Source organism: Stenotrophomonas sp. FW305-C-20-S1, assembly GCF_058783335.1.
In genome coordinates this window covers 161,216-182,881 of record NZ_JBYTEK010000002.1, presented here as the reverse complement: position 1 = coordinate 182,881, position 21,666 = coordinate 161,216, and the positions used below count along the sequence as shown (strand labels likewise).

General features: G+C 66.9%; 23 protein-coding genes and 2 tRNA genes. 13 read left to right on the top strand and 12 right to left on the bottom strand.

Annotation, left to right across the window (positions count from 1 at the left end):
- Positions 1–4: 4 nt before the first annotated feature.
- From AC3WTC_RS02565 to AC3WTC_RS02530, 8 genes are all read right to left on the bottom strand, one after another.
- Positions 5–81 (bottom strand) — tRNA-Arg (locus AC3WTC_RS02565).
- Positions 72–998 carry an alpha/beta hydrolase family protein gene (locus tag AC3WTC_RS02560; RefSeq protein WP_492710402.1) on the bottom strand — a complete coding sequence of 309 codons (927 nt, stop codon included), beginning with the start codon at positions 996–998 and terminating at the stop codon, positions 72–74. Before AC3WTC_RS02560 ends, AC3WTC_RS02565 begins: the two co-directional genes overlap by 10 nt.
- Positions 995–1,804 (bottom strand): bifunctional hydroxymethylpyrimidine kinase/phosphomethylpyrimidine kinase, encoded by an 810-nt coding sequence (gene thiD / locus AC3WTC_RS02555; protein WP_492710400.1) that lies wholly within the window; start codon positions 1,802–1,804, stop codon positions 995–997. The genes AC3WTC_RS02560 and thiD overlap by 4 nt, the downstream gene beginning before the upstream one ends.
- A gap of 270 nt (positions 1,805–2,074) precedes the next feature.
- Positions 2,075–2,743, bottom strand: a complete 669-nt coding sequence (locus AC3WTC_RS02550) for a YoaK family protein (protein WP_492710398.1) — start codon at positions 2,741–2,743, stop codon at positions 2,075–2,077.
- 10 nt (positions 2,744–2,753) lie between these two features.
- Positions 2,754–3,260, bottom strand: a complete 507-nt coding sequence (locus AC3WTC_RS02545) for a hypothetical protein (protein WP_099783589.1) — start codon at positions 3,258–3,260, stop codon at positions 2,754–2,756.
- Positions 3,257–4,657, bottom strand: a complete 1,401-nt coding sequence (locus AC3WTC_RS02540; RefSeq protein ID WP_025879446.1) for a PhoH family protein — start codon at positions 4,655–4,657, stop codon at positions 3,257–3,259. Before AC3WTC_RS02540 ends, AC3WTC_RS02545 begins: the two co-directional genes overlap by 4 nt.
- A gap of 84 nt (positions 4,658–4,741) precedes the next feature.
- Positions 4,742–5,221: a peroxiredoxin gene (locus AC3WTC_RS02535; RefSeq protein ID WP_032977901.1), complete on the bottom strand. Its 480-nt coding sequence runs from the start codon at positions 5,219–5,221 to the stop codon at positions 4,742–4,744.
- Between the two features lie 91 nt (positions 5,222–5,312).
- Positions 5,313–5,873, bottom strand: a complete 561-nt coding sequence (locus AC3WTC_RS02530) for a glycine cleavage system transcriptional repressor (RefSeq protein WP_025879444.1) — start codon at positions 5,871–5,873, stop codon at positions 5,313–5,315.
- A 164-nt stretch (positions 5,874–6,037) separates the two neighbouring features.
- Here AC3WTC_RS02530 and dapA point away from each other — a divergent pair, with 164 nt between their 5' ends.
- Both dapA and AC3WTC_RS02520 read left to right on the top strand, forming a co-directional pair.
- Positions 6,038–6,931: a 4-hydroxy-tetrahydrodipicolinate synthase gene (gene dapA, locus AC3WTC_RS02525; protein ID WP_025879443.1), complete on the top strand. Its 894-nt coding sequence runs from the start codon at positions 6,038–6,040 to the stop codon at positions 6,929–6,931.
- Between the two features lie 32 nt (positions 6,932–6,963).
- Entirely contained in the window at positions 6,964–7,479 is a 516-nt protein-coding gene (locus AC3WTC_RS02520) for a hypothetical protein (RefSeq protein ID WP_025879442.1), read from the top strand.
- A 483-nt stretch (positions 7,480–7,962) separates the two neighbouring features.
- Here AC3WTC_RS02520 and fdxA read toward each other — a convergent pair whose 3' ends face one another.
- Positions 7,963–8,286, bottom strand: coding sequence for a ferredoxin FdxA (gene fdxA, locus AC3WTC_RS02515; protein ID WP_005409054.1), 324 nt, complete (start codon positions 8,284–8,286; stop codon positions 7,963–7,965).
- Between the two features lie 186 nt (positions 8,287–8,472).
- Here fdxA and AC3WTC_RS02510 point away from each other — a divergent pair, with 186 nt between their 5' ends.
- Complete coding sequence (locus AC3WTC_RS02510; RefSeq protein ID WP_140227168.1) at positions 8,473–9,897, top strand: sugar porter family MFS transporter; 1,425 nt, start codon at positions 8,473–8,475, stop codon at positions 9,895–9,897.
- Between the two features lie 446 nt (positions 9,898–10,343).
- On the opposite strand, the gene AC3WTC_RS02505 is transcribed toward AC3WTC_RS02510, so the two are convergent.
- Positions 10,344–10,418: transfer RNA gene (locus AC3WTC_RS02505), tRNA-Glu, on the bottom strand.
- Between the two features lie 49 nt (positions 10,419–10,467).
- On the opposite strand from AC3WTC_RS02505, the gene pcnB reads away from it, so the two are divergent.
- The 8 genes from pcnB (at position 10,468) to AC3WTC_RS02465 (ending at position 17,554) form a co-directional block, all read left to right on the top strand.
- Positions 10,468–11,847 carry a polynucleotide adenylyltransferase PcnB gene (gene pcnB, locus AC3WTC_RS02500; protein ID WP_033830828.1) on the top strand — a complete coding sequence of 460 codons (1,380 nt, stop codon included), beginning with the start codon at positions 10,468–10,470 and terminating at the stop codon, positions 11,845–11,847.
- A 3-nt stretch (positions 11,848–11,850) separates the two neighbouring features.
- Positions 11,851–12,336 carry a 2-amino-4-hydroxy-6-hydroxymethyldihydropteridine diphosphokinase gene (folK, locus tag AC3WTC_RS02495; protein WP_025878795.1) on the top strand — a complete coding sequence of 162 codons (486 nt, stop codon included), beginning with the start codon at positions 11,851–11,853 and terminating at the stop codon, positions 12,334–12,336.
- A 34-nt stretch (positions 12,337–12,370) separates the two neighbouring features.
- Positions 12,371–13,186, top strand: coding sequence for a 3-methyl-2-oxobutanoate hydroxymethyltransferase (gene panB, locus AC3WTC_RS02490; protein WP_025878796.1), 816 nt, complete (start codon positions 12,371–12,373; stop codon positions 13,184–13,186).
- Entirely contained in the window at positions 13,183–14,022 is an 840-nt protein-coding gene (gene panC / locus AC3WTC_RS02485) for a pantoate--beta-alanine ligase (protein ID WP_032977891.1), read from the top strand. The genes panB and panC overlap by 4 nt, the downstream gene beginning before the upstream one ends.
- A gap of 72 nt (positions 14,023–14,094) precedes the next feature.
- Positions 14,095–14,589, top strand: a complete 495-nt coding sequence (locus AC3WTC_RS02480) for a hypothetical protein (protein WP_088101379.1) — start codon at positions 14,095–14,097, stop codon at positions 14,587–14,589.
- Between the two features lie 87 nt (positions 14,590–14,676).
- Positions 14,677–15,057, top strand: coding sequence for an aspartate 1-decarboxylase (gene panD, locus AC3WTC_RS02475; protein WP_004153087.1), 381 nt, complete (start codon positions 14,677–14,679; stop codon positions 15,055–15,057).
- On the top strand, positions 15,054–16,568 hold the full coding sequence (pgi, locus tag AC3WTC_RS02470) for a glucose-6-phosphate isomerase (protein ID WP_180831313.1): 1,515 nt from the start codon (positions 15,054–15,056) through the stop codon (positions 16,566–16,568). Before panD ends, pgi begins: the two co-directional genes overlap by 4 nt.
- Positions 16,569–16,594: 26 nt before the next feature.
- Positions 16,595–17,554 (top strand): hypothetical protein, encoded by a 960-nt coding sequence (locus tag AC3WTC_RS02465; RefSeq protein ID WP_140227164.1) that lies wholly within the window; start codon positions 16,595–16,597, stop codon positions 17,552–17,554.
- A gap of 90 nt (positions 17,555–17,644) precedes the next feature.
- Here the strand turns inward: AC3WTC_RS02465 and AC3WTC_RS02460 are convergent, their stop codons facing one another.
- Both AC3WTC_RS02460 and AC3WTC_RS02455 read right to left on the bottom strand, forming a co-directional pair.
- Positions 17,645–18,214, bottom strand: a complete 570-nt coding sequence (locus tag AC3WTC_RS02460) for a response regulator transcription factor (RefSeq protein ID WP_032952096.1) — start codon at positions 18,212–18,214, stop codon at positions 17,645–17,647.
- Positions 18,211–19,431 (bottom strand): ATP-binding protein, encoded by a 1,221-nt coding sequence (locus tag AC3WTC_RS02455; RefSeq protein ID WP_492710384.1) that lies wholly within the window; start codon positions 19,429–19,431, stop codon positions 18,211–18,213. The genes AC3WTC_RS02460 and AC3WTC_RS02455 overlap by 4 nt, the downstream gene beginning before the upstream one ends.
- Before the next feature lie 114 nt (positions 19,432–19,545).
- On the opposite strand from AC3WTC_RS02455, the gene ispG reads away from it, so the two are divergent.
- The gene (ispG, locus tag AC3WTC_RS02450) at positions 19,546–20,811 is read left to right on the top strand and encodes a flavodoxin-dependent (E)-4-hydroxy-3-methylbut-2-enyl-diphosphate synthase (protein WP_025878802.1); all 1,266 of its coding nucleotides are present in this window, start codon (positions 19,546–19,548) and stop codon (positions 20,809–20,811) included.
- Positions 20,792–21,541, top strand: a complete 750-nt coding sequence (locus tag AC3WTC_RS02445) for a phosphatase PAP2 family protein (RefSeq protein WP_025878803.1) — start codon at positions 20,792–20,794, stop codon at positions 21,539–21,541. The genes ispG and AC3WTC_RS02445 overlap by 20 nt, the downstream gene beginning before the upstream one ends.
- Positions 21,542–21,666: the final 125 nt, after the last annotated feature.

The following is a 21,666-nucleotide window of genomic DNA, read 5'->3' as shown; positions in this document are numbered from 1 at the left end:
TGCGTGGTGCGCCCGGAGAGATTCGAACTCCCGACCGCCTGGTTCGTAGCCAGGTACTCTATCCAACTGAGCTACGGGCGCCCTGCGACAGGAGCGGAATTATGCGGATGTCGGCGCGAGTCGTCAACGCTTTTGTGAAAATTTTCACCCAACTGAATGAAAAACGCCTCTGCGACAGCCTCCGGGTGTTTCATCCACGCGAAGTGATCGGCCTGCGTACCCAGCTCCTGCGCAGAAAGCACGCGTAATTCCGAGGCGACATTCGGCAGTTTCGCCAGCAGCGCCTGCATTGATCCGCTTGGCGCCAGCCAATCGTCTTCCATCAGCACCGCCTGCGCATTGCCATGCACGCGCGCCATCTGCGCATCCAGGTCCTCGTCCATGCCTGCGGCGGCGTAGTGATTGCTCAGCCCTACGCGTGCCCAGTCGGCGATCAGTCCGCGTGCTTCGGTGCCGCCGAAACCGAGCCGGCGCCCGTGCAGCACGCCCTGGCGCCGCGCGATCCACGGCAGGAAGCGATAGAACAGTGGCAGCAGCCAACCGCGTGGTGGCGGGAACGTGCGCCAGAACGGTGTGCCGCTGGCGGCCAGCCACAATCGATCGAACGCCTGTGGATGGCGTCCGGCGTGCACGCAGGCCAGCTGCCCACCCAGGCTGTGGCCACCGATGATCCATGGCAGTACCTCCTGCGCGTCATCGGCATCGGCGAGCAGGGCCTGGCTGGCCGGCAGATCGTGGTCGAGAATCTGCCGGTAGCCCCAATCCTGGCTGCGCGACGGGCGCAGCGAGCTGCTGCCATTGCCACGCCATTCGTGCAGGTAGACCGCCACGCCCCTGGCTGCAAGTGCCTGCGCCAGTGGTACGTAGTGGCGCGCGGCCACGCCCAGCGCCGGCAGCCACAACAGCCGTGCCAGCGGCTGTGCGGGCACGCAGGCGATCACGTCGAAACGGTGGCCATCGCCGCTGTTCACGGTGAGCGCGCGTGGCGAATCGCTCATGCGTGGGGCGCCGCGCCGAAGTGGTCCAGTACCAGCACCTCGCTGCGGCCGGGCGCATAGCCCTGCTGCAATCCGCGCGCTACGTAGTCGATGCCGGCTTCGCAGGCATTGGCCAGGCTCAGCCCGTTGCAGAGCTGCGCGGCGATGGCCGAGGCCAGCGTGCAGCCGGTGCCATGCGCATCCAGTGGCAGGCGGGCATGGATGAATTCTTCGCTGCTGACGCCGTCGAAGTAGCGGTCGACCACGCGGTTGCCTTCGTGCAGGTGCCCGCCCTTCAGCAGCACTGCATCGGCGCCCAGATCAAGGAGCGAGGCGGCGGCCCGCTCTGCATCGTTGCCATTGGCGATGCTGCGGCCGACCAGCAGCTCCGCTTCGGGTGCATTGGGGGTGACCAGGGTGGCCAGTGGCAGCAGCCGTTGGCGCATTGCCTGCAGCGCGCTGTCCTCCAGCAGGCGCGCGCCACTGGTGGCCACCATCACCGGGTCGAGCACCACGTGCGGTGGTCGATGGCGTTCCAGTGCATCGGCCACCGCGTGGATCACCTCGGCGTTGGCCAGCATGCCCAGCTTCACCGCGTGGATGTCGAAGTCGTCGAAGCAGGCTTCGATCTGCGCGCGCAGGAAGTCGATCGGTGGCACGTGCACGGCGCGGACGCCGCGGGTGTTCTGCGCGGTCAGTGCGGCAATCACCGACAGCCCATGCACGCGATGCGCGGCGAAGGCCTTCAGGTCGGCCTGGATGCCGGCGCCGCCGCCGGAATCGGAACCGGCAATGGTCAGGGCGGAAACAGGGGTGGTCGGGCTCATGCAGCGATTGTGCCGTGCTGCCTTGCCAGGGGGTAGTGCCGGCCGGGCTGCGCCCGGCACCGGCAGAAGCCGGGGCAACAGCAACAGCGGCTCTGGATTTCTGCGGGGGAGGCGGGGCGGTGTCGGATTGCGGGGACGCCGCAAGTACGTCCTTGTAGGCTTGGCCGCGCCATCCATGGCGCGGACACCCCGCAATCCGACACCGCCCCGCCTTCGATAGCTTCCTGGTGACGGTCAGTAGATCCACGCCATGCGTGGATGACGCCATGCTCAACGCCGCCAGCGCGCCCACTGCTGGTAGGACACATAGCCCAGCCCGGTCAGGCCGGTCAGCAGGGCAGGGGCCAGCAGGGCGTCGTACTGCCAGCGCACGAACAGCCAGGCGCCGATCACGCCGCCAGCAAGGAAGCCGCTGATGATCAGGCCGCTCAGGGTCAGGCGTCGTACCTGCAGCGGCAGCCCGCGCAGCAGGTAGCCGAGGCCGATGCCGAGATCGGTGAACATGCCGCTGAGATGGGTGGTGCGTACGACGGCGCCACTGAAGGTGGTGGCCATCGCATTCTGCAGTCCGCAGGCCATCGCGGCCGCCAATGCGCCCCATATCTGATGCTGCTTGAACAGCGGAATGGCCGCCAGCAGCAACAGCGATTCCAATGCCAGCGCCACGCCGTAGCGCCGGCCGAGCTGCAGTGCGCTGTCCTGGATCAGCAGTCCGCTGACCATCGCGCCCAGCGAAAACGCGATCAGCAGCCCCCACAAATGGCCGACCGCGCGCCAGTCACCTTGCGCCAGTGCCATGCCAAGCTGGCTGGTGCTGCCGGTCATGTGGCTGACCGCCTGGTGTTCAAAACCGAGGAAGCCAACCACATTGACCATGCCGGCCACGCACGACAGGGCGACCGCGCCGATCCAGACCCAGGTGGGCAGGCGGATTCCCATGGCAGGCCCCTCAGGGCCCGCCGAAGCCGCCGTTGAACTGCAGCTCGCTGAAGGTCCCGCTGGCCGGGTCGAAGACCGCGCCCCAGAACTGCGCGCCGCCATCGCAGACCCGCACCGCTTCGCGGGCGGGCCGCAGGCTGTTGTTTTCAGGCAGATGGAACGCGTTGATGTAGATCACCTGCTTTCCGTCCAGCTCGATGCCAACGTACTGGCGATCGAAATCCAGCACGTGCGGCACCTGGGCTTCCAGCGATGCCAGCTTCGCTTCCAGCTGGTCCACCTGCTGCCGGCTCGGTGCCCAGTAGCCGCTGACCCGCCCGGCCTCGCGGCCGGGGCTGGGGCGCGAGCAGGTGTCGAGCACCTGCGCGGCGATGATCGGGCGGGTGACCACCCAGGACTGGCCACTGCGTTCTGTGGTCGGCACGCTGGCCGGTCCCTGCGTGGTCGCGCAGGCACCGAGCAGCGTGGCAATGGCGACCGCCAGCGATGGCAGCAGCAGACGGGTGCAGCGGTTCACAACACCTCCGAGGCGTAATCGGCCAACCGCGAGCGTTCACCGCGACGCAGCGTGATGTGCGCGCTGTGCGGCCAGTTCTTGAAGCGGTCCACGGCGTAGGTCAGGCCCGACGTGGTTTCGGTCAGGTACGGGGTGTCGATCTGTTCGACGTTGCCCAGGCAGACGATCTTGGTGCCGGGGCCGGCACGGGTGATCAGCGTCTTCATCTGCTTGGGGGTCAGGTTCTGCGCCTCGTCCAGGATCAGGTAACGCGACAGGAACGTACGGCCGCGCATGAAGTTCATCGAGCGGATCTTGATGCGGCTGGCGAGCAGGTCGTTGGTGGCCTGGCGGCCCCAGGTGCCGCCTTCTTGGTTGTGCGTCAGCACTTCCAGGTTGTCGGTCAGTGCGCCCATCCACGGCGTCATCTTCTCTTCCTCGGTACCGGGCAGGAAGCCGATGTCCTCGCCGACGCTGACCGTGGCGCGGGTCATGATGATCTCGCGGTAGCGCTGCTGGTCCATCGTCTGCGCCAGGCCGGCGGCCAATGCCAGCAGGGTCTTGCCGGTGCCGGCGGTACCGAGCAGGGTGACGAAGTCGATCTCCGGATCCATCAGTGCGTTGAGTGCGAAGTTCTGCTCGCGGTTGCGCGCGCTGATGCCCCACACGGCATGGCTGCCGTGGCGGAAGTCATCGACCAGCGACAACACCACCTTGCCATCGCCGACGATCCTGCTGACGCGCAGCTCGACTTCGTCTTCGCCCGGCAGGTACACGTACTGGTTCGGGTACCACTCTTCGCCGTCCTGGGCGAGGATTTCGTAGTGCGTGCGGCCCTTGTCGCTCCAGCTGCGCAGATCCTCGCCGTGGCGCTTCCAGAAGTCTTCCGGCAGCTCGGTGGCGCCGGTGTAGAGCAGGCTGAAATCGTCCAGCGCGCGGTCGTTCTCGTAGTCTTCCGAGACGATGCCGGCGATGGCCGCCTTGATGCGCAGGTTGATGTCCTTGGAGACGAACACCACCGGGATCTCCGGCGTTTCTTCCTTCAGCGCCAGGATCGCGCCGAGGATGGCGTTGTCCGGGATGACCTTGCCAAAGCTCTTGCCCGCGTCGAAATGGCTGGTCTGGAAGCGCAGCAGGCCCACGCTCTGCTTGCCGCGCAGCTGCAGGCCCTGCGGCCGCTGCAGCGGAATGCCCTCGGCCAGGTTGTCCAGGCCCGAAGCCTGCACCAGCTCGTTGAGGAAGCGGCTGACCTGGCGGGCATTGCGGCTCGCTTCGGTCGTGCCCTTCTTGCCGTTGTCCAGCTCCTCGATCACCTGCATGGGCAGGTAGACATCGTGCTCCTCGAATTTGAACAGCGCGGTGGGATCGTGCATCAGCACGTTGGTATCCAGCACGTAGATGCGCTTGCCTCGGGTCATCATCGGTTCCTGGTTACGGACAGGGAAAAACCACCACGGCCTGCTGCAGGGCAGGGTGGTGGCGGACAAAGTGGGCGATGGGACTCACTTGGACTGATTGGCCTTCAGTTCGGCGAGGACGGCGTCGGCATGGCCGGCGACCTTGACCTTGCGCCATGACTGCACGATGCGGCTGTCGGGGGAAATCAGGAAGGTGCTGCGCTCGATGCCACGTACCTGCTTGCCGTACATGTTCTTCATCTTGATCACGTCGAAGGCGCTGCACAGCGCTTCGTCGGCATCACTGACCAGCGGGAACGCGAAGCCCTGCTTGGCACAGAAGTTGTCGTGGGACTTCACCGAGTCGCGGGAGACGCCAAGCACGACCGCGCCCGCTTTCCTGAAGTCGGGCAGCAGTGCGTTGAAGTCGATGCCCTCGGTGGTGCAGCCCGGGGTGCTGTCCTTGGGGTAGAAGTACAACACCAGCCACTGGCCGGCGTAATCGCCGAGGGTGGCCTGGGCGCCGCCGGACAGCGCCAGCGGCAGGGAAAGGGTGGTGCTGTCCAGGGTATCGCCGTTGTTCATGAGGTCCTTCTGTCGAGCCTGGGTTCTTTCTACGACAATTGCATGAAACGCCACGCGCCCGTGAGGAGCGCGCGAAGAATCAGGGTTTCAATCAGAACTTCATCGGGTCCATGATCGCGTCCAGGTTCAAGTGGTCGCAGAACTCGAGGAAATCATCGCGCAGGGCGGCGATATGCATGTTGGCCGGCACGCCGATGGTGACCTGTGCGCTGAACATTTCCGCACCGGTCTGCATGGCGCGGTAGCGCGTGCTCTGCAGGGTCTCGATGGTGATGCCCTGGCGGTCGAAGAAATCGGCCAGCTGGAACAGGATGCCCGGCTTGTCGGCGGCGATCACCTCGACGATGTACGGCAGCAGGTTGGACTGCGCCTGCTTGGCTTCGGTGCGATACCACACCAGCTTCAGGCCTTCCTCGCGCTCGAGCCGGGTCAGCATCGCTTCCAGCTTGGCGACCGAATCCCAGGAGCCGGTGGCCAGCGCGGTCACCGAGACATCGCGGCCCACGGTGGCCAGGCGTGCATCCACCAGATTGCACCCGCTGTCGGCGATGCGGCGGGTGACGGACAACAGGGGGGACTCCGGATGCGTCGTATAGGCGTTGATCAGGAGGTGGTTTTCGCTCGGCGCTGGGCGCGGGGTGGTGTCGGTCAAGGCGATTCCGGGTAATGCATGCGTTAGTCTGAATGCCCGCCAGAGGCGGGGATCCACCGGTGTCCAGCATACTTGCCCGTGCTTTCGCGCCGCAAGTAACATTCAGAACGCCCGCGCCCTTCCGTGGCGGACGTTTTCCCTCCCCAGCCAAGAGCAGCACGTCCTTGTCCCTTTCCGGCCTCATCACCGCGCTGGCGACCCCCTTCCGGGCCGACGGCGCACTCGACCCCGACGGTTGGCAGCGCCTGCTGCACCTGCAGCTGGAGGGCGGCGTCCAAGGCGTTGTCGTTGCCGGCTCCACCGGCGAGGCAGCCACCCTGTCCGATGCGGAGTACGACCAGCTGCTGGCCAGCGCGGTCGAACGCATCGCCGGCCGCGTTCCGGTCCTGGCCGGTACCGGCCTGTCCGGCACCGCCAAGACCATCGAGCAGACCCGCCGTGCTGCCGCGCTTGGCGCCACCCACGCGCTGGTGGTCACCCCGCCGTACGTGCGGCCGACCCAGGCTGGCCTGATCGCGCATTACCGCGCGGTCGCCGACCAGGCCGGAGTGCCGGTGGTGCTGTACAACGTGCCCGGCCGCACCGGCTGCGACATGCTGCCGGAGACCGTGGCCGAGCTCGCCAGCCATCCGAACATCGTCGGCATCAAGGAAGCGGTGGGCGATACCGGCCGCGTGCGGGCACTGCTTGACCTGCGCAGCCCGACCTTTGCCGTGCTCACCGGCGATGACGGCACGGCCGCACGTTCGATCCAGGCCGGCATGGACGGTCTGATTTCGGTCGGTTCCAACGTGCTGCCCGGCGCCTATCGCCGGATGTGCGACCTGGCCGCTGCCCGCGACCACGAAGCCGTTGAATCCTGGGACGCTCGCCTGCAGCCGTTCCATGACTTCTGCGGTGTCGAATCCAACCCGATTCCGGTCAAGGCGCTGTTGCGTCGGATCGGCATCGGTCACGATCTGCGCCTGCCGCTGCTGCCGCTTTCGGCCGCACACGCGCCTGCCGCCGACCATCTCGCCGGCGATATCGCCGCCCTCGAAGCCCTTTCCAGCCACTGACCTTCCGTCTTGGTCTGATCCAGGAGATTCACATGCGCCAATCCGTTTCCGCCGTCCGCGTGCTGTCCTTCGCGCTCCTTGCCGTGGCCACCGCAGCCGGCACCACCGGTTGCTTCAAGCGTGGCGTCAAGGGCGACTACGCTCTGGCCCCGGAAGTGCGTCCGCTGGAAGTGCCGCCGGACCTGAACCTGCCGGCAGGCGCCGGCAACAACCAGGTGCCGACCCTGAGCTCGGCGACCAAGCCGGCCACCCCGGCCGCCGCTGCCCCCGCCGTCAGCGCCACCGGTTTCACCATTGCCGGCAGCAAGGATGAAGCCTTCGCCAAGGTCGGTACCGCGCTGGAAGGCGTGGAAGGCCTGACCATCGCTACCCGCGCGCAGCTGTTGGGTTCGTACGACGTGGCCTATGAAGGCAGCAACTTCCTGGTCCGCGTGGTCGCCGTCGACGCCGGCGCCTACATCTCCGCGGTCGACCCGCGTGGCCTGCCGGCCACCGCCGAAGCCCCGGTGAAGCTGATTGCCGCGCTGAAGGCCAAGCTGGCCCCGTAATGGCCGGTTGGGCGGGTGCGGACCCTGCTGGTTCGCACCTGCCGTGGTAGAGGCCGACCCTGGTCGGCGCCTTTGTGCCAACCAAGGTTGGCAGCTACCAAGGCCGGAACGGAAAAGGGCGCCCTGGGCGCCCTTTTCATTGCCTGCGGGTTCGCACCTGCCGTGGTAGAGGCCGGCCCGGGTCGGCGCCTTTGTGCCAACCAAGGTTGGCAGCCACCAAGGCCAGGGCCAGAACGGAAAAGGGCGCCCCGGGGCGCCCTTTTCATTGCCTGCTGGTTGGTACCCGTCGTGGTAGGGGCCGACCTTGGTCGGCGCCTTTGTGCCAACCAAGGTTGGCAGCTACCAAGGCCAGAACAGAAAAGGGCGCCCTGGGCGCCCTTTTCATTGCCTGCGGGTTCGCACCTGCCGTGGTAGAGGCCGACCTTGGTCGGCGCTTTTGTGCCAACCAGGGTTGGCAGCTACCAGGGCCATGGTGCCTGCACCTCAGCGCTCCAGCAGCTTCAGCTTGTCCGGCTTGCCATCCCACTCACCGGCGTCGGCCGGCGGGTCCTTGCGCACGGTCAGCACCGGCCATTCCTTCGCCAGTTCTGCATTGAGGGCGACGAAACCTTCCTGGCCGGCGGGAACATCGTCTTCCGGGAAGATCGCGTTGACCGGGCACTCGGGTTCGCAGAGGGTGCAGTCAATGCACTCGTCCGGGTCGATCACCAGGAAGTTCGGGCCTTCGTGGAAGCAATCCACGGGACACACTTCCACGCAATCGGTGTGTTTGCACTTGATGCAGTTTTCGGTGACGACAAATGGCATGGGTAGAGGGCGAATCGCTTTCTGAACCTGCCAATTCTAGAACAGGTTGGCCCCCGGTGTCGGTTGCCATGTGAAAGTGGGGCGGATGGGTGGCCCGAAGGCCCATTTGGCGGCGTGCCCGCCCTGTGCGACGCTGCCAGGGCCGCCGGCCCGCTTCGGTCGGCCCCCTTCCCTGCAGGATCCTTCATGTCGCCAGTCCAGCCCGGTGCCGCCTCCAACGGCGGTGAGAACACTGCCTTCATCGTCCTGATCAGTTGCGCCGCCACCCTGGGCGGGTTCCTGTTCGGCTTCGATAGTGGCGTCATCAATGGCACCGTCGATGGCCTGCGCCAGGCCTTCAACTCCAGCGAGGCCGCGCTCGGCTTCGAGGTCGCCTCGATGCTGCTGGGGTGCGCGATCGGGGCGTTCGTGGCCGGTTGGCTTGGCGATCGGCTGGGACGTCGCGGCGTGCTGATCGTGGCGGCCGTGATGTTCCTGGTGTCGGCGCTGGGCGCCGGCGCTGCACATGCCTCCTGGTTGTTCGTCTGCGCACGCGTGCTCGGCGGGTTCGCTGTCGGTGCGGCCAGCGTGATGTCGCCGGCCTACATCGCCGAAGTCGCCTCTGCGCGCTATCGCGGCCGGCTGGCGACCGTGCAGCAGATGGCGATCATCTGCGGCCTGTTCGCAGCGTTCCTCAGCAACTATCTGCTGGCCCGGGCGGCGGGTGCGTCGACCGAGCCGCTCTGGCTGGGGCAGGAAGCCTGGCGCTGGATGTTCTGGATGCAGGCACTGCCGTCGCTGCTGTTCCTGCTGTTGTTGCTGGTGATCCCGGAAAGCCCGCGCTTCCTGGTGATGAAGGGCCGGCAGGCGCAGGCGAGGGTGGTGCTTGGCCGGTTGTACGGCGAACGTGCCGCGGTGAACAAGCAGGCCGAGATCGAAGCAAGCCTGGCCCAGGACCAGCACAAGCCGCGATTCGGCGACCTGCTCAACAAGGCTACCGGCAAGCTGCGCCCCATCGTCTGGGTCGGCATCGGCCTGGCGATGTTCCAGCAGCTGGTCGGCATCAATGTGGTGTTCTATTACGGCGCGGTGTTGTGGCAGGCGGTGGGTTTCTCGGAAAGCGATGCGCTGCTGATCAACGTCCTGTCCGGTGCGCTGAGCATCGGCGCCTGCCTGCTGACGGTGGTGCTGATCGATCGCATCGGCCGCAAGCCGCTGCTGTGGGTCGGTTCGGTCGGCATGTCGGTGGCCTTGGTGCTGATGGTGGTGGCCTTCGCCAGCGGCAGCCTGGCCGAGGGGCGCCTGCAGCTGTCCGACGGCATGGGGCGGCTGGCGCTGGTAGCGGCCAACGTCTATGTGGTGTTCTTCAACATGTCGTGGGGCCCGGTGATGTGGGTGATGCTGGGCGAGATGTTCCCGAACCAGATCCGCGGCCCGGCGTTGGCCGTGGCCGGTGCGGCGCAGTGGACCTCGAATTTCGCGATCACCGTGACCTTCCCGATGCTGCTGGCCGGCATCGGCCTGGCTGGTGCGTACGGCATCTACACCGTGGCCGCGATCCTCTCGATCATCTTCGTCATCCGCTACGTGCGCGAGACCAAGGGCAAAGAGCTGGAGCAGATGGAAGGCTGACGTGTGCCTGGCTTCGGTTGCATTTCGTCGGCGCCTGATTGTCCACGGTGTGAGGGGGCAGGCCGCCCTCTCCAGGACACGCAAAAGCCCATCCATGGTGCTCGATGGCGCCATCCATGGCGCCAACGGTCCTGGAGAGGGCGGCCTGCCCCCTCCTGACAGTTTCATGGTGCCAGCGGATGCACTGAAGCGCTGGTTGGCTGTTGCTGCAGCGCGCGGGAAACCGTCCAGAGCCGGCGGGGTCACCCAGGGCAGGACCGTTGGCGCCATGGATGGCGCCATCGAGACCCCATGGATGGGTTCACGGCGTGTCCTGCCCTGGGTGACCCCGCCGGCTCAAGCCGATAGCAGGGAGGCGCTCAAGCGACCAGCCCAGTCGGCGACACGAATCCGGAAAACAGAAAAGCCCGCACAAGGCGGGCTTTTTCGGTTCCTGCTGCGGCGACTGGTGCTCCCTAGGGGACTCGAACCCCTGTTTTAGCCTTGAGAGGGCCACGTCCTAACCACTAGACGAAGGGAGCAGTGTGTCGCTGCCGGTGCAGGAGCGCTAGTATATGCACCTCGATGCCATTGGGCAATCCCGAAACTTCAACCGGAAGCGCCAACATCATTTCCTCTGCTACATCACCGTTCAGCCTGCGCGTCATCCCGCGCGACCAGCACACGATCTCCCGCAAGGACATCAGCCCGAACGCGTTGCGCGTGCTTTATCGACTGCGCGATGCCGGCTTCGGCGCCTACCTTGTCGGCGGCGCGGTGCGCGATCTGCTGGTCAATGGCCAACCCAAGGATTTCGACGTGGCCACCGATGCCACGCCCGAACAGGTCAAGCAGTTGTTCCGCAACTGCCGCCTGATCGGCCGCCGTTTCCGCCTGGCCCATGTTGTGTTCGGCCGCGAGATCATCGAAGTCGCCACCTTCCGTGCCAACATCGATGACGGCAGCGGCGACCGCGAGATGGAAAACGGCATGCTCGTGCGCGACAACGTGTACGGCAGCATCGAAGACGACGCCATCCGCCGCGACTTCACCTGCAATGCCCTGTATTACGCCATCGAGGACTTCTCGGTGCGTGACTACACCGGCGGCTTCGAAGACGTGCAGGCACGCCTGATGAAGCTCATCGGCGACCCGGTGCAGCGTTACCAGGAAGACCCGGTGCGCATGCTGCGTGCGGTCCGCCTTGCGGCCAAGCTCGGCTTCCAGATCGAAGAGGGCACTGCCGCACCGATCCCGCAGCTGGCCGGCCTGCTCAACGAAGCCGCACCGGCGCGTCTGTTCGAGGAAGTCCTGAAGCTGTTCCTGTCCGGGCATGGCGTTGCCAGCTTCGAAGGACTGGAACGCTACGGCCTGTTCGACGTGCTGTTCCCGGAAAGCGCCAAGGCGCTGAAGTCGAACCGCACCGGCGCGCTGCGTCGCATGCTGGTCGAGGGCCTGGCCAACACCGATGCACGCGTGGCCAATGACGAGCCCGTGTCGCCGGCGTTCCTGTTCGCGCTGCTCCTGTGGCCGGCGTATTGCCGCGCACAGGCAACGCTGCTCAAGCAGGGCGTGGCACCGGAAGAGGCACAGCGTCGTGCCGCCGACCGTGTCACCGTGCAGCAGCTGAGCACCATTGCATTGCCGCGCCGTTTCTCGCTGCCGATGCAGGAGATCTGGCTGCTGCAGGCGCGCTTCAGTTCGCGCCAGCGCAAGCGCGTGATGCGCACGCTCAGCCACCCCCGTTTCCGTGCCGCCTTCGATTTCCTGGCCCTGCGCCAGGTGGCATCGGCAGAGCACGAAGCCGACGTCGCGTTCTGGCGCGAAGCGCAGGCGCAGTCCGGGCATGAGCTGGATTCGTCGCTGGATTCCCTGCACAGCGATGCCGGCGATGAGGAGGGTGGAGCGCCGCGCAAGCGTCGTCGTCGCCGTCGTCGTCCCGATGGCGCAGCTGCCGGTGCTGCCGAGTAATCCATGACCGGTGCCTGGATCGGGCTGGGCGCCAATCTTGGCGACGCAGCCAACACCGTCCGCGCGGCCATTGCCGCGCTGGACGAGCTGCCCGGAACCCGGCTGACGCAGGCCTCGCGGTTGTACGCGACGCCGGCATGGGGCAACGAGGACCAGCCACCGTTCGTCAACGCAGTGGCCTCGGTCGACACCGATCTGCCCGCCGTTGAGCTGCTGCAGGCCATGCTCGCGCTGGAGCAGCGCTTCGGCCGCGTACGTGATCCCGCCGTGCACTGGGGGCCGCGTGCGCTGGATCTGGACCTGCTGCTGTTCGGCGAGCAGGTGCTGGACCTGCCCGAGCTGAAGGTGCCGCATCCCTACCTGCACGAGCGTGCGTTCGTGTTGGTGCCATTGGCCGAAATCGCCGCCGATCTGGCCATTCCCGGCCACGGTCGCGTACGGGATGCAGTGATGCGGGTGGATGCCTGCGGGATCGCGCCGTTAGGGTGATAATGCCCGGGTTATCTCCCCCGGTTATCAGCACATGAGCACCCACGCAGACAGCAAGCCCTGGACCGTTCCCGCCCTGGCCGAGGCCAAGCGCAATGGCCAGAAGCTGGTCATGTTGACCGCCTACGACGCAGGCTTCGCCCGCACCTTCGATGCAAATGGCGTCGACCTGATCCTGATCGGCGATTCGCTGGGCATGGTCGTGCAGGGGCACGATTCGACCCTGCCGGTGACCGTCGCCGACATGGTCTATCACACCCGCGCAGTCGCCCGCGTGCTGCAGCGTGCGCTGCTGATCGCCGACCTGCCGTTCGGCGCCGATGCCACCCCGGAACGCGCGCTGGATGCTTCGCTGCAGCTGCTGCAGGCGGGTGCGGAGATGGTCAAGATCGAAGGCGCCGGCTTCAAGGTCGACATCATCCGCTACCTGGTCGAGCGCGAGATCCCGGTCTGTTCGCACCTGGGCCTGACCCCGCAGTCGGTGCTGCGCCTGGGTGGCTTCAAGATCCAGGGCCGTGGCGATGCCGCGCGCCAGCTGGTGGACGATGCCAAGGCCGTGGCTGAAGCCGGTGCCAGCATCATGGTGCTCGAATGCGTGCCGACCCCGGTTGCTGCTGCCGTCACCGCCGCGGTGCCGGTGCCGACCATCGGTATCGGTGCCGGTCCGCAGTGCGACGGCCAGGTGCTGGTGCTGCACGATTTCCTCGGCCTGGACAGCGGCCACCGTCGCCCGAAGTTCGTCAAGGACTTCCTGGCTGAAGGCGGTTCGGTGGCCGGCGCCACCCGTGCCTACGCCGATGCCGTGCGCGATGGCAGCTTCCCCGACGAAGAGCACGCGTACGCCCAATGATCCAGACCTTCAACGAACTCGGTGCGCTGCGCGCGCAGATCGCGCAGTGGAAGGGCGAGGGCCTGCGCGTGGCGCTGGTGCCGACCATGGGCAACCTGCACGGCGGGCACCACGCGCTGGTCACCCTGGCAAAGCAGTACGCCGACAAGGTGGTGGCCAGCATCTTCGTCAACCCGACACAGTTCGGGCCGAACGAGGATTTCAGCCGCTATCCGCGCACCCCCGAAGCCGATGTGGCCGGGCTGGAGCAGGTGGGCTGCGATGCGGTGTGGCTGCCCAGCGTCGAAGCGATGTACCCGCTGGGCGTGGACAAGACCACGCAGATGCATGCGCCTGGCGTCAGCGAGGTGCTGGAAGGCGCCAGCCGCCCGGGCCATTTCGATGGCGTGTGCACGGTGGTGGCGCGGCTGTTCCTGCAGGTACAGCCGGATGTGGCCGTGTTCGGCCGCAAGGACTACCAGCAGCTGGCGGTCATCAAGCAGATGGTGGCCGAGCTGTCGTTCCCGATCCAGATCGTCGGTGCCGAGATCGTGCGCGATGAGGATGGCCTGGCCAAGAGCTCGCGCAACCAATACCTCAGCGCCGAGCAGCGCCCCTTGGCGACCACCCTTCACCGCACCCTGCTGGGCATGCGCGAAGGCTATGTGGCCGGGCACGCGCGTGAACGCATCGAGGCCGACGCCGTCGCTGCGCTGCAGGCAGCGGGCTTCCAGGTGGATTACGCGGTACTGCGCACTCCGGAGCTGGCCGAGCCGAGTTTCGATGGTGGCGGCCGCGTGGCCCTGATCGCCGCGCGCCTGGGCACCACCCGGTTGATCGACAACCTGGAGTTCTGAACCGCCCCGCGCGGTTGTGCAGGGCGCCCGCAGTGGGCGCCCGTGTTCGCCGGGCAAGGATGACCTGCCGATATGACCTCGTTTCCAGCCAGCCCCGGCCGCCGCGCCGTGGCGGCGATCCTGGCGGTGTTCGCCGCCGCGCTGCTGCCTTCGCTGGTGATCGGTGGCCTGATTGCCGGTCTCAGTCTCGGCCAGGAAGTGGCCACGGCCGCGCTGGCGGCCGCCTTGATGTTCGTACTGGCCTTCGCCCACGCCGTGGCGGTGCTGCTGCCGATGGGCCTGATCCTGCTGTCTTCCGGCCGCCTGCGCTGGGTGTGGTTCGCGCTGGTCGGGGCGGGGCTGGGCGCGCTGGCCATGGCCACCTGTGCCTGGCCCGACGGCTCTGGCGGTGCTCTTATGAGCCAGCTGTCCTCTGCGGGCAACTTCGACTGGGCCAGCTATGCCTTCTCGGTACTGGTGGCGGCCGGATTCGGCCTGATGGCCGGACTGGCGTTCCATGCCGTGTTCCGGGCCGTGCTGGCCGGTGCCGCGGCGCCATCGCCGGGCGCGCAGCAGCGCACCGGCTGAACGGTCTTCAGCATCCTGCGGCCGCTACCTGACCGCTGCCGCGTGGGTGCTAGAATCCGCTCTTTCCTTTGCCGTTGCAGCGCCCCCATGCACCTGTCCCTGCTCAAGACCAAGATCCACCGCGCCACCGTCACCCATTCCGAGCTGAACTACGAAGGCTCGATCGCCATCGATGACAACCTGCTGGCTGCCACCGGCATCCGTGAGTTCGAGCAGGTGCACATCTGGGACGTGACCAACGGTGCGCGCTTCTCGACCTATGCGATCCGCGCCGAAGCCGGCAGCGGCGTCGTCTCGCTCAATGGTGGCGCCGCGCGCCACGTGCAGGTCGGTGACATCATCATCATTGCCGCCTTCGCCAGCATGACCGAGCAGGAAGCCGACAGCTTCAAGCCGAAGCTGGTGTACGTGGATGGCAACAACCAGATTTCCCACACCAACGACACGATCCCGACCCAGGCCGCATGACAACGAACAACGGATTCGACTCGCTGCATTCCCACGCCCAGCGCCTGAAGGGCGCAAGCATTCCCGGCCTGCTCGCCGCCGAACCCGGCCGTGTACAGGACCTGGCGCTGCGGGTCGGTCCGTTGTATGTCAACTTCGCCCGGCAGAAATACGATGCCGCAGCGTTGCAGGCGCTGTTGGCGCTGGCTGCCGAACGTGATGTCGGCGGCGCCATCACGCGCCTGTTCCGTGGCGAGCAGGTCAACCTGACCGAAGGCCGCGCTGCGCTGCATACCGCGTTGCGCGGTGATGTAGTCGATGCGCCGGTGGCGGCCGAGGCCTATGCCACCGCGCGCGGCATCCGCCAGCGCATGGGCGTGCTGGTGCGCGCGCTGGAAGACAGCGGCGTGACCGATGTGGTCAGCGTCGGCATTGGCGGTTCCGATCTCGGCCCGCGACTGGTCGCCGATGCGCTGCGCCCGGTCACAGGCGCACGCCTGCGCGTGCATTTCGTGTCCAACGTGGACGGCGCCGCCATGCAGCGCACGCTGGCCACGCTGGATCCGGCGAAGACCGCCGGCATCCTCATTTCCAAGACCTTTGGTACCCAGGAAACCCTGCTCAACGGCCAGATCCTGCATGACTGGCTGGGTGGCAGCGAGCGCCTGTACGCGGTCAGCGCCAATCCGGAACGCGCCGCCAAGGCCTTCGCCATTGCCGCCGAGCGCGTGCTGCCGATGTGGGACTGGGTGGGCGGCCGCTATTCGCTGTGGTCGGCCGTCGGTTTCCCGATCGCACTGGCCATCGGCTTCGAGCGCTTCGAGCAGCTGCTGGAAGGTGCCGCGCAGATGGATGCGCATGCACTGGACGCGCCGTTGGAGCGCAACCTGCCGGTGCTGCACGGCCTGACCGACATCTGGAACCGTAATCTGCTGGGCCACGCCACGCATGCGGTGATGACCTACGACCAGCGCCTGGCGCTGCTGCCGGCCTATCTGCAGCAGCTAGTGATGGAAAGCCTGGGCAAGCGCGTGCAGCGCGATGGCCAGCCGGTCACCACCGACACCGTACCGGTGTGGTGGGGCGGTGCGGGCACCGATGTGCAGCACAGCTTCTTCCAGGCGCTGCACCAGGGCACCAGCATCATCCCGGCCGATTTCATCGGCTGCGTGCACAACGATGATCCGTATACGGTCAACCACCAGGCGCTGATGGCCAACCTGCTGGCGCAGACCGAAGCACTGGCCAACGGCCAGGGCAGCGACGATCCGCACCGCGATTACCCGGGCGGCCGGCCGAGCACGATGATCCTGCTCGACGCGCTCACCCCGCAGGCGCTGGGCGCGTTGATCGCGATGTACGAGCACGCGGTGTACGTGCAGTCGGTGATCTGGAACATCAACGCTTTCGACCAGTTCGGTGTCGAACTGGGCAAGCAGCTGGCCAGTGGCCTGCTGCCGGCCCTGCAGGGCGAGGATGTCCAGATCAATGATCCGCTGACCCGTGAGCTGCTGGCTCAGCTGAAGGGCTGAGCGCGGCGCGCCGGATGCGTGCGTCGATGCACTGGCGCGACCTCGTTCGACGAAGGCAGCCCGAGGTGTGGGCGGGTCTGCACCTGACCGTGCAGGCCCCCGTGCGCCCTGCGCTTGTGGTTTCGGTCTGCCCGCCGGACCGGATACGGGTGGGTACCGAGGAACGCCCCATGTTGTGGGCGAGGGTGGAGCCCGACTACTTCGGTGTGGACCTGCTTCGCAGCGCCTCCCCGGCCTCGCCGGCGATCATTCCACCGATCACGGCTGCCGAGGTGCGGGCGTTGCATTCGGATGATCCGGTGCGGACTGCCGCAGCGTGGGCACGTCATTTCGCACGGGCCCTTACCCGTTCGGATCGATCTCCGCTGGCCCAGGGCGAATGGCTGCTGCAGCCGACGCTGCATGGCCTGGAGCGTGCGCGGATGCCGCTCACGCTCGCGTCAGATGCGCTGGCCCGACCGGCGGTGGATACCTTGGACTGGTCGAGCGTGACGCACGGCGAATGCCTGCCTCCCGTCCTGCTGCGGGCACCGTCTATGGGCACGGCTGGGCGGGTCAAGGCCTGGGCCAGGCAGGCCCGGGCAGGATCACTGCCACCGGTGCTGCTGATGTGGGTCAGTGGCCTGCAGGCACACGTGGTGCTGGACGGACACGACCGGCTGCAGGCAGCCGTGCAGGAGGGCGCCGATGTGCCGGTGCTGGTTCTGCTGCGTCATGGCGAGCGGTGCGTGGATGAGCAGGGCCTGGCGCGGGCTGACATCATCGTCGAGCGGTCTGGCGGCGCGGACATGACAGTCGAGGCCCGCAACCGACTGCTGCTCGATCTGTATAGCCCTGCGCGCGACGTCCTGCCCAGTCGGGCTGATCTGATGCGTGGTGGGGTGGATCAATGGGTTGCAGAAGTGGACGCCGAGGCCAGGCAGGGCGAGGATGTCCAGATCAATGATCCGCTGACCCGTGAGCTGCTGGCGCAGCTGAAGGGCTGACGCGGGCGGGGAATGCCGCCGGGCATGGCCCGGCGCTACCCTTCGTCATGCCGGTAGCGCCGGGCCATGCCCGGCGAATACGACGACGCATCACCGGCTCGGATCGCGTTCCGGGCTCGGCCGCTTGGCCAGCTTGCGCTGCAGCGAACGCCGGTGCATGCCGAGCAGCCGCGCGGCCGCCGACACATTGCCGCCGGTTTCATGCATCGCCTGCTGGATGTGTTCCCACTGCAGGCGGCTGATCGGGGTCATCGCATCGGGCACTTCCATCTCGCCGTCATCGGCGGGGCCATCGTCTTCCTCGCCCAGCGCACGCAGGATCATCGGCACCGTCGATGGTTTCGGCAGGTAGTCGTCGGCGCCCAGCTTGATCGCCTCCACTGCGGTGGCGATGCTGGCATAGCCGGTCACCAGCAGGATCCGCATATCCGCGCGCAGCGCGCGCAACGGCTGTATCAGGGCCAGGCCGGAATCGCTGCCCAGCTTCAGGTCGATCAACGCGAACGCCGGCGGATGCTGGCGGGCCAGTGCCAGCGCGCTGGCGGCATCCTGTGCGGTCTGCGTCTCCAGCCCTTTGCGGGCCAGGCTGCGCTGCAGGGTGCGCAGGTAGAGTTCGTCGTCGTCGACCAGCAGGCCAAGGGTGGAAGCAGTCATGGTCATTCCTCGCGGCGGGCCAACGGCAGGCGGAAGCCGACGCGGCTACCGGCCCCTTGGGCCGGGCGCATCCACATCTCGCCGTCCAGGCGTTCGATGGTGGCATGGGACAGGGCAAGACCGACGCCCATGCCTTCACTCTTGCTGCTGCCGAACAGCTTGCCCGGCAGCACGGCGGCGCGGGCGTTGAAGCCATGGCCGTAGTCGCGCACTTCGCCGATCAGGTCGTCGCCTTCGATGCGCAGGCTGAGATCGACGCGCGGTCGGCCGGCCTGCTCGCCGGCATCGGCCGCGTTGTTCAGCAGCACCATCAGCAGGTGGCCGACGCCCGGGTCCAGCGGCAGGCGCAGCGGTGCGTCGTCGTTGCGATGCAGGTCGATGGTCGGGCGCACCAGCCGCCATTGCTCCAGCACCTGCTGGGCCGTGGAGTGGGCGCGCCCGGGGCCGTCATTGGAGGCCGGGGCGGCCAAGGCCAGCACGCGCTCCCGGCACTGCACCAGCAGTTCGCGCAGGGTTTCCATGTCCTCGCGCACTTCCGGTTCTTCGCTGCGTTCGGCCACGTCGTCGGCGAGCAGGGTCATCGTCGCCAGAGGCGTGTTCAGTTCGTGCGCCACCGAGGCTGCATGCGTGGCCAGGGCGACGATGCCCTCGTTGCGCGCGAAGCGTTCGCGCAGTGCCGACAGTTCCAGCTCGCGCTCGCGCAGCGCGATCGCCAGCCGGGTAGAGAAGATCAGTACGACCGCAGCGGACAGCAGGAAGGTGGCGATCACGCCCCAGCGATTGAGGTCCAGTGCGTTGAAATAGCCCGCCGGCAGCGGTTGCCCGAACAGTCCGCTGGCGGCGTAGCCCAGCAGGCAGGCGCTGGCCACGGCCAGTGCCCAGCGCAGGGGCAGGGCGAAGGCCGCCAGGGCGATCAGGATCAGGAACAGCGAGCCGAACGGATTGGCGATGCCGCCGCTCCAGCTGACCATCCAGGTGAGGATGATCACGTCCACCAGGATGTGGCCGAAGGCGGTCAGCGGCGCGGTATCGGCCGGCTCCGGGCGCAGCTGCGTATACAGGTTGAATACGGCGAGCACGGCCACGCCCGACCACAGCGGCAGTTGCGGCAAGGGCAGTCCCAGCACCCAGGTCGCAACCAGGATGGTGGCCGCCTGGCCAGCCACGGCCAACCAGCGCAGGCTGCACAGGGTTCGGAGAAACGGGGCGTCGGGACCGGTCATTCGCGCCCATCGTATGCGTTCGCGGGGGCGGCTGCCTGCGACAATCGGCCGCAGCCGGACTGTCGCCTGAATGCGACACACCCGGAAGGTCGGGGCGGGCGTTAGAATGCCCGCATGCATGACGCCGTCACCCGCCCTACAGCCCCCTCCGATGCCACTTCCTGGCCCCGTCGCCTGACCCAAGCGGTCCAGATCGGTGGAGTCACCGTGGGCGGTGGCAAGCCGGTCGTGGTGCAGTCGATGACCAATACCGACACGTCCGATGTGGCGTCCAGCGTCAAGCAGGTCGCTGAGCTCTGGCGTGCCGGCTCGGAAATGGTGCGCCTGACCGTCAACACGGTCGAAGCGGCCGCGGCGATCCCGCGCATCGTCGACAAGCTGGCGATGATGGGCATCGACGTGCCGCTGATCGGCGACTTCCACTACAACGGCCACCAGCTGCTGACGGCCGAGCCGGCCTGCGCCGAAGCACTGGCCAAGTACCGCATCAACCCGGGCAACGTAGGCTTCGGCAAGAAGAAGGACCTGCAGTTCGCGCAGCTGATCGAGTTCGCCATCCGCTACAACAAGCCGGTGCGCATCGGCGCCAACTGGGGCTCGCTGGACCAGGCCCTGGCGGCCAAGCTGATGGACGAGAACAACCACCGCGAACAGCCCTGGGACGCCGGCCGCGTGCTGCGCGAGGCGCTGATCCGTTCGGCACTGGATTCGGCCGAGCAGGCCGTCGAGCTGGGGTTGCCGCGCGATCGCATCATCCTGTCGGCCAAGGTCAGCGGCGTGCAGGAGCTGATCGCGGTCTACCGCGACCTGGCCCAGCGTTCGGACTTCGCCCTGCATCTGGGCCTGACCGAAGCCGGTATCGGCAGCAAGGGCATCGTCGCCTCGGCGGCGGCGCTCAGCGTGCTGCTGCAGGAAGGCATCGGCGACACCATCCGCATTTCGCTGACGCCCGAACCGGGCCAGTCGCGCACGCAGGAAGTGATCGTCGCCCAGGAACTGCTGCAGACCACCGGCCAGCGCGCCTTCACTCCGCTGGTCACGGCGTGCCCGGGCTGCGGCCGTACCACCTCGGAATTCTTCCAGGAGCTGGCCAAGGTGGTGCAGAACCACGTGCGCGAAAAGATGCCGCTGTGGAAGATCCAGCACCCGGGTGCGGAGAACATGACCCTGGCGGTGATGGGCTGCGTGGTCAACGGGCCGGGTGAGTCGCGGCATGCCAACATCGGCATCTCGCTGCCGGGCACCGGTGAAGCACCGTCGGCACCGGTGTTCGTCGATGGCGAGAAGAAGGTGACCCTGCGTGGCGAGAACATCGCCCAGGAATTCGTCGCCCTGATCGATGATTACGTTGAACGCACCTATGTCCGAAGCGCCGGGTAAGCCGACGATCCTCGCTGCACCGGAGCCCGCCTCCGGCTTCCGCCACTGGATGGCGCGCAATGCCTGGCGGCTGCTGCTGCTGTTTGCCGGCGTGCTGCTGCCGCTGGCCGGATTCGTCGCCCTGGCCGACGAGGTGCACGAGTTCGAATCCTTCCATTTCGATGCGCCGCTGCTGTGGCAGATGCACGGTCTGCATTCGCCGTGGCTGGACCATGTGTTCGTGCTGCTGTCGAAGCTGGGCTACGAGTGGTTCCTGATCCCGGCCGATGTGCTGATTGTCGGTGCACTGGCCTGGCATCGGCGTTGGCGTGAAGCGACCTTCGTGGCCGTGAGCTTCGTAGGGTCGGCGCTGCTCAACATGGGCAGCAAGCACTTCTTCCAGCGCGACCGGCCCAGCCTGTGGGAATCGATCGCGCCGGAATCCACGTTCAGTTTCCCCAGTGGCCACGCGATGGGCTCGATGACCCTGGCGGTCACCCTGGTGCTGCTGGCCTGGAATACCCGCTGGCGCTGGCCGGTACTGCTGCTGGCGCCGTCGTTCAGCCTGCTGGTAAGCGTTTCCCGGGTCTATCTGGGGGTGCATTACCCCTCCGACATCCTCGCCGGGTGGTGTGCCGCGCTGGTTTGGGTGGTAGGGTGCTATCTGGTCATGTTCAGCCGCCGTCATCCATGGCGACGGCACGGTTCGCCGCCAGCGACGGCCAGCGAAGCGATCACGCAAGGGGAGTGACGTGGATGCCCTCCCAAGGGCGTCTACCTGAGGGACGGGTTGTTTCGTTGTAACGGGTTCTGCAGGGCAAGGGGCACGATCAGTGCGTGAAGAATGTGATGCGCAAGGCAGAACGCCGGAATTGC

Coding starts and splice junctions, on each gene's coding strand:
- AC3WTC_RS02560 (WP_492710402.1), bottom strand. CDS start 998: ATGAGCGATTCGCCACGCGCGCTCACCGTGAACAGCGGCGATGGCCAC.
- thiD (WP_492710400.1), bottom strand. CDS start 1,804: ATGAGCCCGACCACCCCTGTTTCCGCCCTGACCATTGCCGGTTCCGAT.
- AC3WTC_RS02550 (WP_492710398.1), bottom strand. CDS start 2,743: ATGGGAATCCGCCTGCCCACCTGGGTCTGGATCGGCGCGGTCGCCCTG.
- AC3WTC_RS02540 (WP_025879446.1), bottom strand. CDS start 4,657: ATGACCCGAGGCAAGCGCATCTACGTGCTGGATACCAACGTGCTGATG.
- AC3WTC_RS02535 (WP_032977901.1), bottom strand. CDS start 5,221: ATGAACAACGGCGATACCCTGGACAGCACCACCCTTTCCCTGCCGCTG.
- AC3WTC_RS02520 (WP_025879442.1), top strand. CDS start 6,964: ATGCGCCAATCCGTTTCCGCCGTCCGCGTGCTGTCCTTCGCGCTCCTT.
- fdxA (WP_005409054.1), bottom strand. CDS start 8,286: ATGCCATTTGTCGTCACCGAAAACTGCATCAAGTGCAAACACACCGAT.
- AC3WTC_RS02510 (WP_140227168.1), top strand. CDS start 8,473: ATGTCGCCAGTCCAGCCCGGTGCCGCCTCCAACGGCGGTGAGAACACT.
- folK (WP_025878795.1), top strand. CDS start 11,851: ATGACCGGTGCCTGGATCGGGCTGGGCGCCAATCTTGGCGACGCAGCC.
- panB (WP_025878796.1), top strand. CDS start 12,371: ATGAGCACCCACGCAGACAGCAAGCCCTGGACCGTTCCCGCCCTGGCC.
- panC (WP_032977891.1), top strand. CDS start 13,183: ATGATCCAGACCTTCAACGAACTCGGTGCGCTGCGCGCGCAGATCGCG.
- AC3WTC_RS02480 (WP_088101379.1), top strand. CDS start 14,095: ATGACCTCGTTTCCAGCCAGCCCCGGCCGCCGCGCCGTGGCGGCGATC.
- panD (WP_004153087.1), top strand. CDS start 14,677: ATGCACCTGTCCCTGCTCAAGACCAAGATCCACCGCGCCACCGTCACC.
- pgi (WP_180831313.1), top strand. CDS start 15,054: ATGACAACGAACAACGGATTCGACTCGCTGCATTCCCACGCCCAGCGC.
- AC3WTC_RS02465 (WP_140227164.1), top strand. CDS start 16,595: ATGCACTGGCGCGACCTCGTTCGACGAAGGCAGCCCGAGGTGTGGGCG.
- AC3WTC_RS02460 (WP_032952096.1), bottom strand. CDS start 18,214: ATGACCATGACTGCTTCCACCCTTGGCCTGCTGGTCGACGACGACGAA.
- AC3WTC_RS02455 (WP_492710384.1), bottom strand. CDS start 19,431: ATGACCGGTCCCGACGCCCCGTTTCTCCGAACCCTGTGCAGCCTGCGC.
- ispG (WP_025878802.1), top strand. CDS start 19,546: ATGCATGACGCCGTCACCCGCCCTACAGCCCCCTCCGATGCCACTTCC.
- AC3WTC_RS02445 (WP_025878803.1), top strand. CDS start 20,792: ATGTCCGAAGCGCCGGGTAAGCCGACGATCCTCGCTGCACCGGAGCCC.